Raw genomic sequence first — 16452 nt, forward strand, 5'->3', positions numbered from 1 at the left:
TTTTTTTTTATTCTTTTTTTAATCTTAATTAACTAAATTTGCACCGTTAAATACAACAAACTACACAACAATGATCCATTTCTTTGAAAACCAAAGCAAAACTGTTTTTGCAGTACATACGCAAAACGAAATTTCGGCTCAAGACATTTCAAAACTAAACTGGCTTTTTGCCGACTCCAATAAAATAGAAAAATCCGTCTTGTCGGATTTTTTTGTTGGTCCACGTGCCACTATGATTACGCCATGGAGCACCAATGCGGTTGAAATTACTCAAAATATGGGGATTCCCGGAATTATTCGAATTGAAGAATTCCATAAAGCTACTGCCGATTTCAATGATTTCGATCCAATGCTTTCGCAAAAATATACCGAATTGAATCAGGATATTTTTACCATCCACATTCAACCAGAAGCAATATTGAATATCGATGATATTGCTGCTTATAACAAAACAGAAGGTTTGGCTTTAAGCCAAGAAGAAGTAGACTATTTGGATGATTTGTCAACCAAATTGGGTAGAAAATTAACAGATTCGGAGATTTTTGCCTTCTCACAAGCCAATTCAGAACACTGTCGCCACAAAATTTTCAACGGAACTTTTGTAATTGATGGTGTAGAAAAAGAAACTTCTCTTTTTAAATTAATCAAAAAAACATCTCAAGAAAACCCTAACGATATCGTTTCGGCATACAAAGACAACGTAGCTTTTGTAAAAGGACCAAGAGTACAGCAATTTGCTCCTAAAACCGCTGACAAACCTGATTTTTATGAAATAAAAGAATTTGATTCGGTTATTTCCTTAAAAGCAGAAACACACAATTTCCCAACAACTGTAGAACCTTTCAACGGAGCTGCTACAGGATCAGGAGGAGAAATTCGTGACCGTTTAGCAGGTGGACAAGGTTCATTGCCAATGGCAGGAACAGCTGTCTACATGACTTCGTATTCTCGATTGGAAGAAAATAGACCTTGGGAAGATGCTGTTGCAGCTAGAAAATGGTTGTACCAAACTCCAATGGACATTTTAATCAAAGCATCGAATGGAGCATCTGATTTCGGAAATAAATTTGGGCAACCGCTTATTACCGGTTCTGTTCTGACTTTCGAACACGAAGAAACCACCCCTAACCCTTCCAAAGAAGGGGAATCAAAAACCCGCAAAGTTGGTTACGACAAAGTAATCATGCAAGCAGGTGGAATTGGTTACGGAAAACTGGACCAAGCCATAAAAAAGAAACCACAAGAAGGAGACAAAATCGTCATTCTTGGTGGAGAAAATTATAGAATCGGAATGGGTGGAGCTGCGGTTTCATCAGCAGATACAGGAGCTTTTGGTTCCGGTATTGAACTGAATGCCATACAACGTTCGAATCCAGAAATGCAAAAACGTGCTGCCAACGCCATTCGTGGTTTGGTAGAAAGCGATAATAATCCAATTGTTTCTATTCACGATCATGGTGCTGGAGGACATTTAAATTGTCTTTCGGAATTAGTTGAAGAAACTGGAGGTTTAATTGATTTGGACAAATTGCCTGTTGGCGATCCAACACTTTCGGCAAAAGAAATCATTGGTAACGAATCTCAAGAAAGAATGGGATTGGTTATTGGTCAAAAAGACATCGATATTTTACAGCGAATTGCTGACCGAGAACGCTCTCCAATGTACCAAGTGGGTGACGTAACTGCCGACCACCGTTTTACTTTCGAATCAAAATCTACAGGTTTAAAACCAATGGATTATGCTTTGGAAGATTTCTTCGGAAGTTCCCCAAAAACGGTAATGACAGATAAAACTATTGATTACAACTATCCTGCATTAGATTATAATGTAAAAAATATATCAACTTATTTAGAGCAGGTATTACAACTAGAAGCAGTTGCTTGTAAAGACTGGCTGACTAATAAAGTAGACCGTTGTGTGGGTGGAAAAGTAGCCAAACAACAATGTGCAGGACCTTTACAATTGCCATTGAACAATTGTGGTGTTATGGCTTTGGATTATCAAGGGATAGAAGGTGTAGCGACATCAATTGGACACTCTCCTATTGCTTCGTTAATTGATCCTGTTGCAGGAACAAGAACTGCAATTGCGGAGTCTTTATCCAATATCGTTTGGGCTCCAATAAAAGAAGGAATGAAAGGAATTTCATTATCTGCAAACTGGATGTGGGCTTGTAAAAACGAAGGTGAAGATGCTCGTTTGTATGCTGCTGTAGAAGCGTGTTCGGATTTTGCAATCGAATTGGGAATCAACATTCCAACAGGAAAAGATTCACTTTCTATGAAACAAAGATATCCAAACGATGAAGTGATTGCACCGGGAACGGTAATTATTTCAGCTGGAGGTAATTGTATTGATATTAGAAAAGTAGTAGAACCTGTTTTACAAAAAGACGGAGGTTCTATTTATTATATTAATTTGTCTCAAGACGAATTCAAATTAGGAGGTTCCTCGTTTGCACAAACTTTGAATGCTATTGGAAATGAAGCTCCAACTATAAAAGACGCAGCATTTTTTAAAAATGCGTTCAATACCATGCAAGAATTGATTTTGGATAATCAAATCTTAGCTGGGCATGATATCGGAAGTGGTGGTTTAATCACTACTTTATTAGAAATGTGTTTTGCTGATGTGAATTTGGGAGCCAAAATTAATTTTTCAGTTTTCGAAGAAAAAGACATTATCAAATATCTTTTTGCCGAAAACATTGCAGTAGTTTTCCAAGCCAATTCAGACGAAGCAGTGGAAGCTAAATTAAACGCAAATGGAGTTTCTTTCTACAAATTAGGAACTGCAACAACCGAAGCTACTTTAGACTTTGGTCCGTGCAAATTAGACATTGCCAAATACAGAGACATATGGTTCAAAACCTCTTTCTTATTAGATCAAAAGCAAGCTAAAAACGGAACCGCTCAAGCCCGTTTCGACAATTACAAAAATCAAGTTTTAAACTATACTTTCCCAACTCATTTTACAGGAAAAAAACCTGTAATTGACAACTCAAAACCAAGGCCAAAAGCAGCCATCATTCGCGAGAAAGGAAGTAATTCTGAACGTGAAATGGCCAATGCAATGTACTTAGCCGGTTTTGACGTAAAAGACGTTCACATGACTGATTTGATTTCGGGACGTGAAAATCTAGAAGACATTCAATTCATCGGCGCTGTTGGTGGATTCTCCAATTCGGATGTTTTAGGTTCTGCCAAAGGTTGGGCTGGAGCATTCAAATACAATGAAAAAGCAAATACAGCATTGAAAAACTTCTTCAAAAGAGAAGATACTTTATCGGTTGGTATCTGTAACGGTTGCCAATTATTTATGGAATTGGAAGTTATCAATCCAGAGCACAAAGTTCACGGAAAAATGCTTCATAACGAAAGTCATAAACACGAAAGTATATTCACATCTGTTAATATACAAGAAAACAAATCTGTAATGTTGTCTACATTGGCAGGAAGCACATTGGGTGTTTGGGTTTCGCATGGAGAAGGAAAATTCCATTTACCAGAACCGGAAGAAAACTACAATATTGTTTCAAAATATGGTTACGAAGGTTATCCAGCAAATCCAAACGGATCTGATTACAACACTGCAATGATGTGCGATACAACTGGAAGACATTTGGTAATGATGCCACACATTGAACGTTCTACTTTTCAATGGAACTGGGCACATTATCCAAAAGATAGAAATGATGAAGTTTCACCTTGGCATGAAGCGTTTGTGAATGCTAGATTATGGATTGAGAAAATTTAAGACATTTATATAAAACCAAAAAAACTCATTTCTTAATTGAAATGAGTTTTTTTTCATCAATATATTAATTAATTTTATTGAAAATTATCAAAAGTTGTGCCCCCATCTTTTTGAGAATATAATACCTTTAAAACCAACCTACATTCATGAAAAAAACTTCATTATTACTTGTTGTATTTATACTAAGTGCAACTTATTCTTATGCTCAACTCAAAGTTACCAAAATCAAATACAATAACAAAGATCATTATATTGCTACAGCCATTGGTTACCCAATTATTGGACTTTATACCTATACAAACCAAATTGAACCCACAACTTTACTCAACGAAGATGGTTCAGGTATAATGCAAAATGAAGATCTCATCAAAGAGAATATCATTTGGGGAATTGAATGTTCCGAATTGGGCATACCTATTTTCAAAGAGGGATTTAATAGTGCTTCGTATTCTTTTTGGTATAAAAAAATTCATACTGCCAGTTCCAAATCTGAAGAAGAAGATGAATGGGTTCTAACCTCTTTCACAGTACACCATGATAAAAAGAAAATGTATATTTCTGGCGAAAGAGTCAAAGAATATATTGAGTAATTCATTCTTTAAAAATACAAATCAATTTCTAGTCATTCAATCCATAATTGCAGAAAATCAGTAAATTATAAAGTCACGAATATCAGTAATACCATTTAGACTTTAAATTTACCTTGAAAAAACAATCTAGTTCTACGTCTGTTCGAGTGTTCCCTTAAAAAATGCGCTAGCTTTTTTTAATGAAATGTATCGAGAACCAGCACCTTGTAGGCTTCTCGATACTCCTGATAATTATCGGGATAGAAAAGTAAAGCTATCGCATTACTATTCTAAATCACTCGAAGAGACGTTGCGTGTTTATTGCAGTAAAATCAAAGATTAAATGGTATAAAACTGTTTTTTTTTATTTTTAGCTATCCTAAAATTTTAATGGAAAACTAAAAAAATAAATATTAATAACGTTGTGTTGAATCACTAACCTTTGTCAAAGTTTTAAACTTTGACAAAGGGGGTAGACGAATATGAAACTAGACTTTTTTATTTACCAATGAAATTTTATCAAAAACTTTTTTATTATCATTTACAGAAATCGTTCGCCAATAACGAACACCGTTTTTTATAAAAATTCGCTACACTATTACAATTAAAAACTGGATCTTTCTTACTTCTGAATAAAGTGATTGTCAAAAATTGGTAAACTCAATTAAAGAATCTTTTTGTAAATAAAATCTAATGCTTAATTTTTCTCCAAATGAAAATGAAATGCATTAAAAAACACAAAAAAATAGTCTTATTCCGTAATTTTAAGAAATCGATTTCGTTGATTGCTAAATATGTAATTATATTTTTTGTCTTTATTTTATAAAATAAAAAATAAATCGATATTTTTTATTTAATTTGCGAGCTAAATTAATAAATACACGATGATAACTGTCACCCGCCTCTTTGATTTCCCTTATTATCAGAAAGAAAATTTCGACAAACCAGATGCTTTAGTTACCAAACAAGATGGTGTTTGGGTGAAAACCTCAACGCAAGAATATATCGATAAAGCGAATGCTATTTCTCGAGCTATGTTGAGAATGGGAATACAAAAAGATGATAAAATTGCCATAATTTCTACCAACAATAGAACAGAATGGCATATTATGGACATTGGTGTTTTGCAAACTGGAGCCCAAACTGTTCCAATTTACCCAACAATTACTCAAGAAGATTACGAATATATTCTTAACCATTCAGAAGCAATGTATGTTTTTGTTTCTGATATTGAAGTATTAAACAAGGTAAACAATATCAAAGCGAATGTTCCCTCGCTAAAAGATGTTTTTTCATTTAATGAAATTGAAGGCTGTAAAAATTGGAAAGAATTATTAGTTCTTGGCGAAGACAAAAGCAATCAAGATGTAGTTGAGGATCGAAAAAACAACGTAAAACCAGAAGACTTAGCTACAATAATATACACCTCTGGTACAACTGGAAGACCAAAAGGAGTTATGTTATCGCATAATAATATAGTTTCTAATGTTTTAAACAGTGCTCCAAGAATCCCTTTTGAAGCAGGAAAAAGTGTTGCTTTGAGCTTCCTACCAATCTGTCACATATTCGAAAGAATGATTTTATATTTATACCAATATTATGGTGTATCGGTTTATTTTGGAGAGTCAATTGATAAAATAAGTGACAACCTAAAAGAAGTAAGACCAACTGTAATAACAGCTGTACCAAGGTTACTGGAAAAAGTGTACGATAAAATCTATGCTAAAGGATTAGAATTAAAAGGAATAAAAAGAATACTTTTCTTTTGGGCCATCAACTTAGGATTGCATTATGCACCATATGGAGCCAATGGATTTTGGTATGAATTCCAATTGAAGATTGCCCGTAAATTAATTTTCAGCAAATGGAAAGAAGGTTTGGGAGGTAATTTGGATCTAATGGTTTCTGGTAGTGCAGCACTTCAAAAAAGATTGTCACGCGTATTTGCTGCTGCCGAAATTCCTGTGATGGAAGGCTATGGCTTAACCGAAACTTCACCTGTTATTACTGTAAACGACATGAGAAACAGAGGTTTTCAAGTAGGTACTGTCGGAAAAGCAATTGATGGCGTTGAAGTAAAAATTGCCGAAGATGGCGAAATACTTTGCAAAGGTCCAAACGTGATGATGGGCTATTTCAAAGATCCAGAAAAAACAGCTGAAGCAATTATCGACGGATACTTTCATACAGGAGATATCGGGAATGTTGATGCCAATGGATTCTTGACTATCACCGATCGTAAGAAAGAAATGTTCAAAACTTCTGGAGGAAAATACATTGCACCACAAATTATCGAAAATACCATGAAACAATCTCGTTTTATCGAGCAGATTATGGTCATAGGTGATGGAGAAAAAATGCCAGCAGCATTCATTCAGCCTAGTTTTGAGTTTATAAGAGAATGGGAAAAACTTCACGGAATTGAAGTAGGTAAAACCAATGAAGAAGTAATTGCAAATCCAAAAGTGATTGCTCGTATTCAAGAAGAAATTGATCATATCAATCCAAAATTCGGAAATTGGGAACAAATCAAACGTTTTGAATTGACACCCGATGTTTGGTCGATTGAAGGAGGACACCTTACTCCTACTTTGAAAATGAAACGAAAAATTATATTGGAAATTTATAAAAACCTATATATTAAAATATACGGTCATTTCGAATAAAAACCAATTAAATTAAAATTCACAAGTCCTGATAGTTACTATCGGGACTTTTTGTATTTAAAAACTTCTTATCTTCACAATAATTTTGAAAAAAGGTTTATAAATCAATATCTCGCATAGGCGCTAAGGCGCTAAGAGAAGGGTTCTAAACTTTGCGTCTTTGCGAGAAAAAACATTGCAGGATAACTGCCATAATCCATTAAAAACAAATACTACCAACGTATGAAAATCAAAATCTACTCCCTCCTTTTCATCAGCCTATTTTTAATTGCAGGCTGTAAAGAAAAAACCAAAGACAGCATAAAAGCCAATTATCTGAGTTTTGCAAAAAGAGACGATCAGTTTACCGGCGGGATCAAAATGATTCCAATTACCACTCCAAAAGGCACTTTCAAGGTTTGGACAAAGACGGTGGGCAATAATCCAACCATAAAAGTATTATTGCTTCACGGAGGTCCAGGTCTCACGCATGAACTGTACGAAGCTTTTGACGGCTATTTCCCAAACGAAAGTATTGAGTATATCTACTACGACCAATTGGGTTCCTATTACTCCGATCAACCGAATGACAATAGTCTGTGGACCAACGAACGCTTTGTCGAAGAAGTAGAACAGGTTCGAAAAGCACTCGATTGTGACAATACCAACTTTTATGTTTTGGGACAATCCTGGGGCGGAATCCTCGCGATGGAATATGCCTTGAAATACCAAAAGAATCTCAAAGGACTGATTATTTCCAATATGATGGCCAGCGCGCCTGCTTACAACAAATATGCCGAAGAAGTTCTTGGGCCCAAACTTCCAAAAGCTGTTTTTGACCAAATCAAAACATTCGAAAAAAACAAAGATTACACCAACCCAAAATACACCGAACTGCTGTTTAAATATTACTATACCGAGCACATACTAAGAATGCCAGTTGATCAATGGCCGGAATCCATAAACAGAGCTTTCAAGCACATCAACCCGTCTGTGTATGTGTATATGCAAGGCCCGAGTGAATTTGGAATTACCGGAAACGCTACATTAAAAGATTGGGATGTAACTGCCCGACTCAAAACGATTACCGTTCCTACACTGGTGATAGGTGCCAAATTCGACACTATGGATCCCAAACACATGGAATGGATGTCCCACGAAGTGCAAAACGGACGCTTTATATTTTGTCCTAATGGAAGCCATCTTTCGCAATACGATGACCAGAAAAACTATTTCAAAGGCGTGATTCAGTTTTTGAGGGACGTGGATGGTGGGGAGTTTTAAGAAATCGTAAAAACAACATAATGATCTCATAGAATTCCCTGTTGCAATAATTACTAAATTTGTTTTAACTTATTTCTTACAGCAATCCCAATTGCGTATATTGGGATTATTCTAATTGTTTCAACTATCCCAAAATTTTCTAATGACGTTCTAATCCCAAAATTGCTTTTTTTCTCTTCTAGAAACTTATACATACTTTGCATAGCGCCTTTTGTACCTGATTTCACTTCAATAGGCACAATAGCGGTACCCTGTTGTATGACAAAATCGACCTCTGCATTGCTGCTTTTAGATTCACGATGCCAATAATACAATGCCGAAATAATGTTTTCCGGACTGTTTTTTATCAATTCAAGCCCAACAAATAATTCTGCTATGGTTCCTTTATTTATAAATTCAGTGTCGTTTTCAATAAAAATACTAGTCAAATCTAATCCCAACATTCTTTGGTAAATCCCAGTATCCAAAAGAATAAATTTTCTTTTTTTTGCATTAATTTCAGCGCCAATAGGAATACCATTACAAGAGGAATGTGTTATTGAATATACTAACCCAGACATTTGCAACAACTCTAAAGCCTCTCTTATTTGATTACTGGTTAATGTCGAATTTGAATATGAATACGTGAATTTATTCCCCATTTGTTGTACCACAGCCCTAAAAACTTCTTGAATTCTTAAACTTGGCACTTTCTGTTTGTATTTTGAAAAATCAGTTTGATAAGAAACAATGAGATCATCCAATACTTTTTGCACCGCAAGAAAATCTTTTTTTTCAATATAAGTTGTAATGGCTTCCGGCATACCGCCAATTACAAGAAACTTCTTGACTATTCCGATGGTTTTTTGATGAATTAGCGATGGTATAGGATTTGAAGGCGAAGCAGAGGTAATACTTTCCAATAAACTATTTTCACCTAATGCTACTAAAAATTCTTCAAAACTAAATGGGTACATAAAAACAGAACGGATTCTACCTACCCCAAAAGAAGGAATCTCTGATAAAGTAAATTCCAAAAGCGAACCAGCTGCAATCACATGCAAATTTGGCTTTTTTTCATAAAAATAACGCAAAACTCCTATTGCTTTTGGAGAAGCTTGAATTTCATCCAAAAACAATAAAGTTTCATTTTCTATAATCGGAATGTTCTTTATCACTGCAATTTGCTGGCAAATATCGTCTGGCGACAAACTTTTATCAAACAAATGAGAAAACTCCGGATTTTCATCAAAATTGACTTCCACAAAATGAGTAAATTGCTTTCCTAAATTTCTAATCGCTGAGGTTTTCCCAATTTGTCGAGCGCCTCTTATTAGTAAAGGCTTTTTTTTCTCATCACTTTTCCAGTTAATCAACTCAATATCAATATTTCTTGGAATATACATAATGTCTATTTTTATACAAAAATAACATATTTAATAAAATACAAGGCAATAAAAACAGTTTTTAAATAAAAATACAAGTCAATAAACCAAACAATTATAATAAAATACAAATCAATAACCAATAAAAACTTAACTCTCAAGCTTAATTCAGTTTTTGAGAGATGTAGAAAGTGGGGATTTTAAGAAAGGGTGAATAATCTAAAAGATGATAAAAATATAAAAGCGTCCTGAATTGGGACGCTTTTATATTTATAACTTTAAATTCTCTTTTTTTTATCTAAAGAAATACTACTATTTTTAAGCCATTCTGCTTGTGCTCTTGCTTCTTCTAAGGTAACTGGTGGCTGTTTGGCAAGTTACTCCATGCTTAGCTTAGCTCTTTCCTGAAATGATATTTTGCAGTTCATGTTTCATGAAGTTTATAATTCAAATATAAAGATTTTAATTGTTATAATATTCTATATGATTGATGTATCGAAATTACTTCGAAGAAGATTATCCCTCAATTCTAAAATTCAAAAATAATTAAAATACTCCCTCAAATATAATTATAATAAATTTCTTAAAATTGCGGTAATCCGTAAAAAATGAATAAATCGGATTATCGGTTGTCAGTCAAATGCAGCAGATCATCCAATAATCCCTTTTTGTGTACTGCAAATCAAATTTTCACCTCATTTTACTCAAAACTCAAAAAAGTATACTTTTTGTTAAAATAAGAATATACTGCGCATGCATAATATTTTCTAAAGTCCTTATTTCAAAGGAGTTTTTTATCTATATTTATAAAAAATTAAAAAAAAATGAAATTTATTATGCGTGCATAGTATTTTTTTTATTACTTTTGAAATCGATATAGTAGAAAATGAAAAACAAAACAATAGATTATATCCTAAGAGCAACTTGGCAAGCTGTATCCAGAATGTATAATGAGGAAGCTTCAAAATATGACGCTACAATGGCAACTGGATTTGCATTATTAAGTATTGACAGAGAAGAAGGAACACCGTCAACTGCATTGGGACCCAGAATGGGAATGGAAGCTACAAGTTTGACCAGAACGTTGAAATCGATGGAAGAAAAAGGGCTAATCACCCGCAAGAAAAATCCAGAAGACGGTAGAGGTGTTTTGATTTACCTGACCGATTTTGGGAAAGAAAAAAGAGAACTTTCAAAGAATACCGTTTTGAATTTTAATGAATCCGTAAGAAAACACATTTCAGAAGAAAAGATAAACACTTTCATAGAAGTAGCAGAAATAATAAACGAACTAATTCAGAATAAAAACATATTTAATCAACAAGAAAACAGTAACGATGAATCGAACCATTAAAAAAGTTGCAGTAATTGGATCCGGGATTATGGGTTCAGGAATTGCGTGTCATTTTGCCAACATTGGTGTAGAAGTCTTGCTTTTGGACATTGTCCCAAGAGAATTGACTGATGCAGAAGCCAAAAAAGGGTTAACACTTGAAAGTAAAATTGTTCGTAACCGTGTGGTAAACGAACATTTGGCCAACTCCTTAAAATCGAAGCCCTCTCCTATTTACAGTCAGAAATTCGCCAGCCGAATCACCACTGGAAATACTACGGACGATATGGCCAAGATTGCCAATGTAGATTGGATCATCGAGGTGGTTGTGGAGCGTTTGGATATCAAAAAAATGGTTTTTGAGCAAATTGAAAAATTCAGAAAACCGGGAACTTTGGTAACATCGAACACTTCTGGTATTCCGATTCACTTTATGAGCGAAGGACGCAGCGAAGATTTCCAAAAACATTTCTGCGGAACTCACTTTTTTAACCCGGCTCGTTACTTAAAATTATTCGAAATTATTCCTGGTCCACAAACTTCAACAGAAGTATTGGATTTCTTAACGATATACGGAGAAAAATTCTTGGGTAAAACTTCGGTTGTTGCCAAAGATACTCCAGCCTTTATCGGAAACCGTATTGGAATTTACGGAATTCAAAGTTTGTTCCACTTGGTAAAAGAATTGGGATTGACTATTGAAGAAGTAGATAAATTGACTGGTCCGGTTATTGGTCGTCCAAAATCGGCTACCTTCAGAACTGTAGATGTGGTTGGATTGGATACTTTGGTGCATGTTGCCAACGGAATCTACGAAAACTGCCCGACAGACGAACAACACGAGTTGTTTAAACTTCCGGAATTTGTTAACAAAATGATGGAAAACAAATGGTTGGGAAGTAAAACAGGTCAAGGTTTCTACAAAAAAGTAGACAGAGACATTCTTTCATTGGATTTGGATACTTTGGAATACCGTCCTGCCAAAAGAGCTTCTTTTGCTACTTTGGAATTAACCAAAACAATTGACAAACCAATCAACAGATTTAAGGTTCTGGTAAAAGGAAAAGACAAAGCTGGTGAATTCTACAGAAAAAGTTTCTCTGGTATGTTTGCTTATGTTTCCAACCGTATTCCTGAAATCTCAGACGAATTATACAAAATAGACGATGCCATGAAAGCTGGTTTTGGATGGGAAAATGGTCCATTCGAAATTTGGGATGCCATTGGTGTTGAAAAAGGAATCGAAATCATGAAAGCCGAAGGTCTAGAACCTGCTGCTTGGGTTACCGAAATGATTGCTTCTGGAAATACCAGTTTTTATACAATTAAAGAAGGAGCTACTTATTTCTATAATATTCCAACAAAATCACAAACTAAAGTTCCTGGGCAAGATGCATTCATCATCCTGAACAACATTCGCGAAAGCAAAAAAGTTTGGAGCAATAGTGGTGCGATCATCCAAGATTTGGGAGACGGAATTTTGAATTTAGAATTCCAATCCAAAATGAATACCATTGGAGGTGATGTTTTAGCTGCGATTAACAAAGCGATAGATTTATCCGAAAAAGAATACCAAGGTTTAGTTATTGGAAATCAAGCAGCGAATTTCTCTGTTGGTGCCAATATCGGAATGATTTTCATGATGGCAGTGGAGCAAGAATACGATGAGTTGAATATGGCTATCAAAATGTTCCAAGACACGATGATGCGTGTGCGTTATTCCGGAATCCCAGTTGTAGTTGCTCCCCACGGAATGACTTTTGGCGGTGGTTGCGAAATGAGTTTACATGCTGATAAAGTGGTTGCTGCTGCAGAAACCTACATGGGATTAGTTGAATTTGGTGTTGGGGTTATTCCTGGCGGTGGTGGTTCGAAAGAATTGGCCTTGCGTGCATCTGATTTATTCCGTAAAAACGATGTAGAATTGAATGTTTTACAAGAATATTTCATGACTATCGCTATGGCAAAAGTATCAACTTCAGCTTACGAAGCATTTGACACTGGACTATTGCAACACGGTAAAGATATTGTGGTGGTAAACAAAGACCGTCAAATTGCCGAAGCTAAGAAACATGCTTTATTAATGGCGGAAGCGGGTTATACACAACCAATTCGCAGAACAGATGTAAAAGTTTTAGGAAAACAAGCTTTAGGAATGTTCTTAGTTGGAACTAACCAAATGGTTGCCGGTAAATACATCTCAGAACACGATCTGAAAATTGCAAACAAACTAGCTTATGTTATGGCTGGTGGAGATTTATCTGAAGCTACTTTGGTATCTGAACAGTATTTATTGGATATTGAAAGAGAAGCTTTCTTGTCTCTTTGTACCGAAAGAAAAACGTTAGAAAGAATTCAGTTCATGTTAACCAAGGGAAAACCACTTCGTAATTAGAAAATAGAACAAAGAGAATAGAATATAGATTTAAGAAAATGTTTAAAGTCTATTTTCTATTCTCTATATTCTCTACTCTTAAAAATAAAAAATATGAAAACAGCATATATAGTTAAGGCTTACCGTACTGCGGTAGGTAAAGCACCAAAAGGAGTTTTTAGATTTAAAAGACCTGATGAATTGGCTGCAGAAACCATTCAATACATGATGAATGAGTTGCCTGATTTTGACAAAACACGTATTGACGACGTTATGGTAGGAAACGCCATGCCGGAAGCAGAACAAGGTTTGAACGTAGGTCGTTTGATCTCTTTGATGGGATTAAAAGTAGATGATGTACCGGGTGTAACTGTAAACAGATATTGCGCTTCGGGATTGGAAACAATCGGAATGGCAACTGCAAAAATTCAATCTGGAATGGCACATTGTATCATTGCTGGTGGAGCCGAAAGCATGAGTTTTATTCCAATGGGAGGGTACAAACCTACTCCGGATTATGCTGTTGCAAAAGCGGGACACGAGGATTACTACTGGGGAATGGGATTGACATCCGAAGCGGTGGCGAAACAATTCAACATCTCTCGTGCAGACCAAGATGAATTTGCTTTTCAATCACACAACAAAGCATTGAAAGCGCAAGCGGAAGGTAAATTCGACAAACAAATTGTGCCTATTACAGTAGAGCAAACTTTTATCAATGAAAATGGTAAAAAAGAAACCAAATCGTATGTGGTAAACAAAGATGAAGGCCCAAGATTTGGAACTTCTTTGGAAGGATTAGCAGGTCTTAGAGCTGTTTTTGCTGCGGACGGAAGTGTAACGGCTGGTAACTCATCTCAAATGAGTGATGGTGCTGCTTTCGTATTAGTTATGAGCGAAGAAATGGTAAAAGAATTAAATCTTGAACCGATAGCTCGATTGGTAAACTTCGCCTCTGCAGGTGTTGAGCCAAGAATCATGGGAATTGGGCCTGTAAAAGCAATTCCAAAAGCGTTGAAACAAGCGGGATTAACTATAAATGATATCGATTTAATTGAATTGAACGAGGCATTTGCTTCACAAGCATTAGCAGTTACTCGCGAATTGAACTTGAATCCTGATATCATCAATGTAAATGGTGGAGCAATTGCCTTAGGTCATCCTCTAGGTTGTACAGGTGCTAAACTTTCTGTTCAATTGTTTGACGAAATGAAACGCAGAGGAAGCAAATACGGAATTGTGAGTATGTGTGTTGGAACTGGACAAGGAAGTGCAGGGATTTATGAGTTATTGTAATTAAAAAAGTCTATTACTTAAAAAAATAAAAAAAATGAGCGATAAAACAAGAGGTGGTCAATTCATCGTAAAAGAAACAAAATGTAATGATATCTTCACGCCAGAAGATTTCAATGAAGAGCAGTTAATGATGCGTGACTCTGTAAAAGAGTTCGTTGACAAAGAATTGTGGGCACACAAAGATCGTTTTGAGAAAAAAGATTATGCATATACACAAGAGTGTATGAAAAAAGCAGGTGATCTAGGTTTCTTAAGCGTAGCTGTACCAGAAGCTTATGGTGGAATGGGAATGGGATTTGTGAATACCGTTTTGGTATGTGATTATATTTCGGGAGCAACGGGTTCATTCTCTACTGCTTTTGGAGCGCACACCGGAATTGGAACAATGCCAATTACATTATACGGAACTGAAGAGCAAAAACAAAAATACGTGCCAAAATTGGCTTCTGGAGAATGGTTTGGCGCTTATTGCTTGACTGAGCCAGGTGCTGGATCTGATGCGAATTCTGGAAAAACTAAAGCTGTTTTATCTGAAGACGGAAAAACGTATTCCATCACTGGACAAAAAATGTGGATTTCGAATGCTGGATTCTGTTCTGTATTCATCGTATTCGCAAGAATCGGTGATGACAAAAACATTACTGGATTTATCGTAGAAAACACTGCTGATAATGGAATTTCTATGAACGAAGAAGAGCATAAATTAGGTATTCGTGCTTCTTCAACTCGTCAGGTATTCTTTAATGATACTAAAGTTCCTGTAGAAAACATGTTGTCTGAAAGAGGAAATGGTTTCAAAATTGCCATGAATGCTTTGAACGTTGGTCGTATCAAATTAGCTGCTGCTTGTTTGGACGCTCAACGTAGAGTAATCACCGGAGCAGTAAACTATTCTAACGAGAGAATACAATTTAATACTGCTATTTCTCAGTTTGGAGCAATCCGTTCTAAATTGGCTGAAATGGCGACTTCTTGCTACGCAGGAGAAAGTGCTTCATACCGTGCTGCAAAAGACATTGAAGATCGTATTACTGAGCGTGAAGCTGCCGGATCTACTCATCAAGAAGCCGAATTGAAAGGGGTTGAAGAATATGCTATCGAATGTTCTATCTTGAAAGTAGCTGTTTCTGAAGACGTTCAAAACTGTGCGGATGAAGGAATTCAAATCTTTGGAGGAATGGGATTCTCAGAAGACACACCAATGGAAAGTGCTTGGAGAGATGCTCGTATTGCTCGTATCTACGAAGGAACAAACGAAATCAACAGAATGCTTTCTGTTGGAATGTTGATCAAAAAAGCAATGAAAGGGCATGTTGATTTACTAGGACCTGCTTCTAAAGTACAAGAAGAATTAATGGGAATTCCATCTTTTGAAACTCCTGATTATTCTGAATTGTTTGCTGAAGAAAAAGAAATGATTACCAAATTGAAAAAAGCGTTCCTAATGGTTGCAGGTGGAGCAGTTCAAAAATACGGTCCAGACTTAGACGCACACCAACAATTATTGATGGCTGCTTCTGATATCTTAATCGAAATCTACATGGCTGAAAGTACGATCTTGAGAACCGAAAAATTAGCTAAAGCAACTGGTGAGGACAAAGTGAAAGAACAAATTGCAATGGCAAAATTATACTTATACCAAGCGGTTGATATTATCACTCAAAAAGGAAAAGAAAGCATTATTTCTTTTGCTGAAGGTGACGAACAACGCATGATGTTAATGGGATTACGTCGTTTCACTAAATACACTAACATGCCAAATGTTGTTGGATTAAGAGAAACAATCACCACAAAATTAGTTGCAGAAAACGCATACTGTTTCTAATATAA

Annotated in this window: 9 protein-coding genes; 8 read left to right on the top strand and 1 reads right to left on the bottom strand. The window is 35.6% G+C overall.

The features are described from left to right. Positions 1–70 precede the first annotated feature (70 nt). From purL to AC8GF4_RS00195, 4 genes are all read left to right on the top strand, one after another. On the top strand, positions 71–3757 hold the full coding sequence (purL, locus tag AC8GF4_RS00180; protein WP_506591577.1) for a phosphoribosylformylglycinamidine synthase: 3687 nt from the start codon (positions 71–73) through the stop codon (positions 3755–3757). A 146-nt stretch (positions 3758–3903) separates the two neighbouring features. Continuing rightward, on the top strand, positions 3904–4347 hold the full coding sequence (locus tag AC8GF4_RS00185; protein ID WP_506591579.1) for a hypothetical protein: 444 nt from the start codon (positions 3904–3906) through the stop codon (positions 4345–4347). An 863-nt stretch (positions 4348–5210) separates the two neighbouring features. Beyond that, positions 5211–6992 carry an AMP-dependent synthetase/ligase gene (locus AC8GF4_RS00190; RefSeq protein WP_506591581.1) on the top strand — a complete coding sequence of 594 codons (1782 nt, stop codon included), beginning with the start codon at positions 5211–5213 and terminating at the stop codon, positions 6990–6992. A gap of 222 nt (positions 6993–7214) precedes the next feature. Further along, on the top strand, positions 7215–8255 hold the full coding sequence (locus AC8GF4_RS00195) for a proline iminopeptidase-family hydrolase (protein ID WP_506591583.1): 1041 nt from the start codon (positions 7215–7217) through the stop codon (positions 8253–8255). 53 nt (positions 8256–8308) lie between these two features. Here AC8GF4_RS00195 and AC8GF4_RS00200 read toward each other — a convergent pair whose 3' ends face one another. Beyond that, positions 8309–9640, bottom strand: coding sequence for an ATP-binding protein (locus AC8GF4_RS00200; protein WP_506591585.1), 1332 nt, complete (start codon positions 9638–9640; stop codon positions 8309–8311). Positions 9641–10505: 865 nt separating this feature from the next. Between AC8GF4_RS00200 and AC8GF4_RS00205 the strand changes: the two genes are divergently transcribed. The 4 genes from AC8GF4_RS00205 to AC8GF4_RS00220 all read left to right on the top strand — a co-directional run bounded on the left by AC8GF4_RS00205 (position 10506) and on the right by AC8GF4_RS00220 (position 16447). Continuing rightward, positions 10506–10973 (top strand): MarR family winged helix-turn-helix transcriptional regulator, encoded by a 468-nt coding sequence (locus AC8GF4_RS00205; protein ID WP_506591587.1) that lies wholly within the window; start codon positions 10506–10508, stop codon positions 10971–10973. Then, positions 10957–13347 carry a 3-hydroxyacyl-CoA dehydrogenase/enoyl-CoA hydratase family protein gene (locus tag AC8GF4_RS00210; RefSeq protein WP_506591589.1) on the top strand — a complete coding sequence of 797 codons (2391 nt, stop codon included), beginning with the start codon at positions 10957–10959 and terminating at the stop codon, positions 13345–13347. Before AC8GF4_RS00205 ends, AC8GF4_RS00210 begins: the two co-directional genes overlap by 17 nt. A gap of 93 nt (positions 13348–13440) precedes the next feature. Beyond that, positions 13441–14622: an acetyl-CoA C-acyltransferase gene (locus tag AC8GF4_RS00215; protein WP_506591591.1), complete on the top strand. Its 1182-nt coding sequence runs from the start codon at positions 13441–13443 to the stop codon at positions 14620–14622. A gap of 34 nt (positions 14623–14656) precedes the next feature. Next, positions 14657–16447: an acyl-CoA dehydrogenase FadE gene (locus tag AC8GF4_RS00220; RefSeq protein WP_506591593.1), complete on the top strand. Its 1791-nt coding sequence runs from the start codon at positions 14657–14659 to the stop codon at positions 16445–16447. Positions 16448–16452 lie beyond the last annotated feature (5 nt).

Origin of the sequence: Flavobacterium rarum (SeqCode), assembly GCF_965234445.1 — a bacterium.
Classification (GTDB): domain Bacteria; phylum Bacteroidota; class Bacteroidia; order Flavobacteriales; family Flavobacteriaceae; genus Flavobacterium; species Flavobacterium rarum.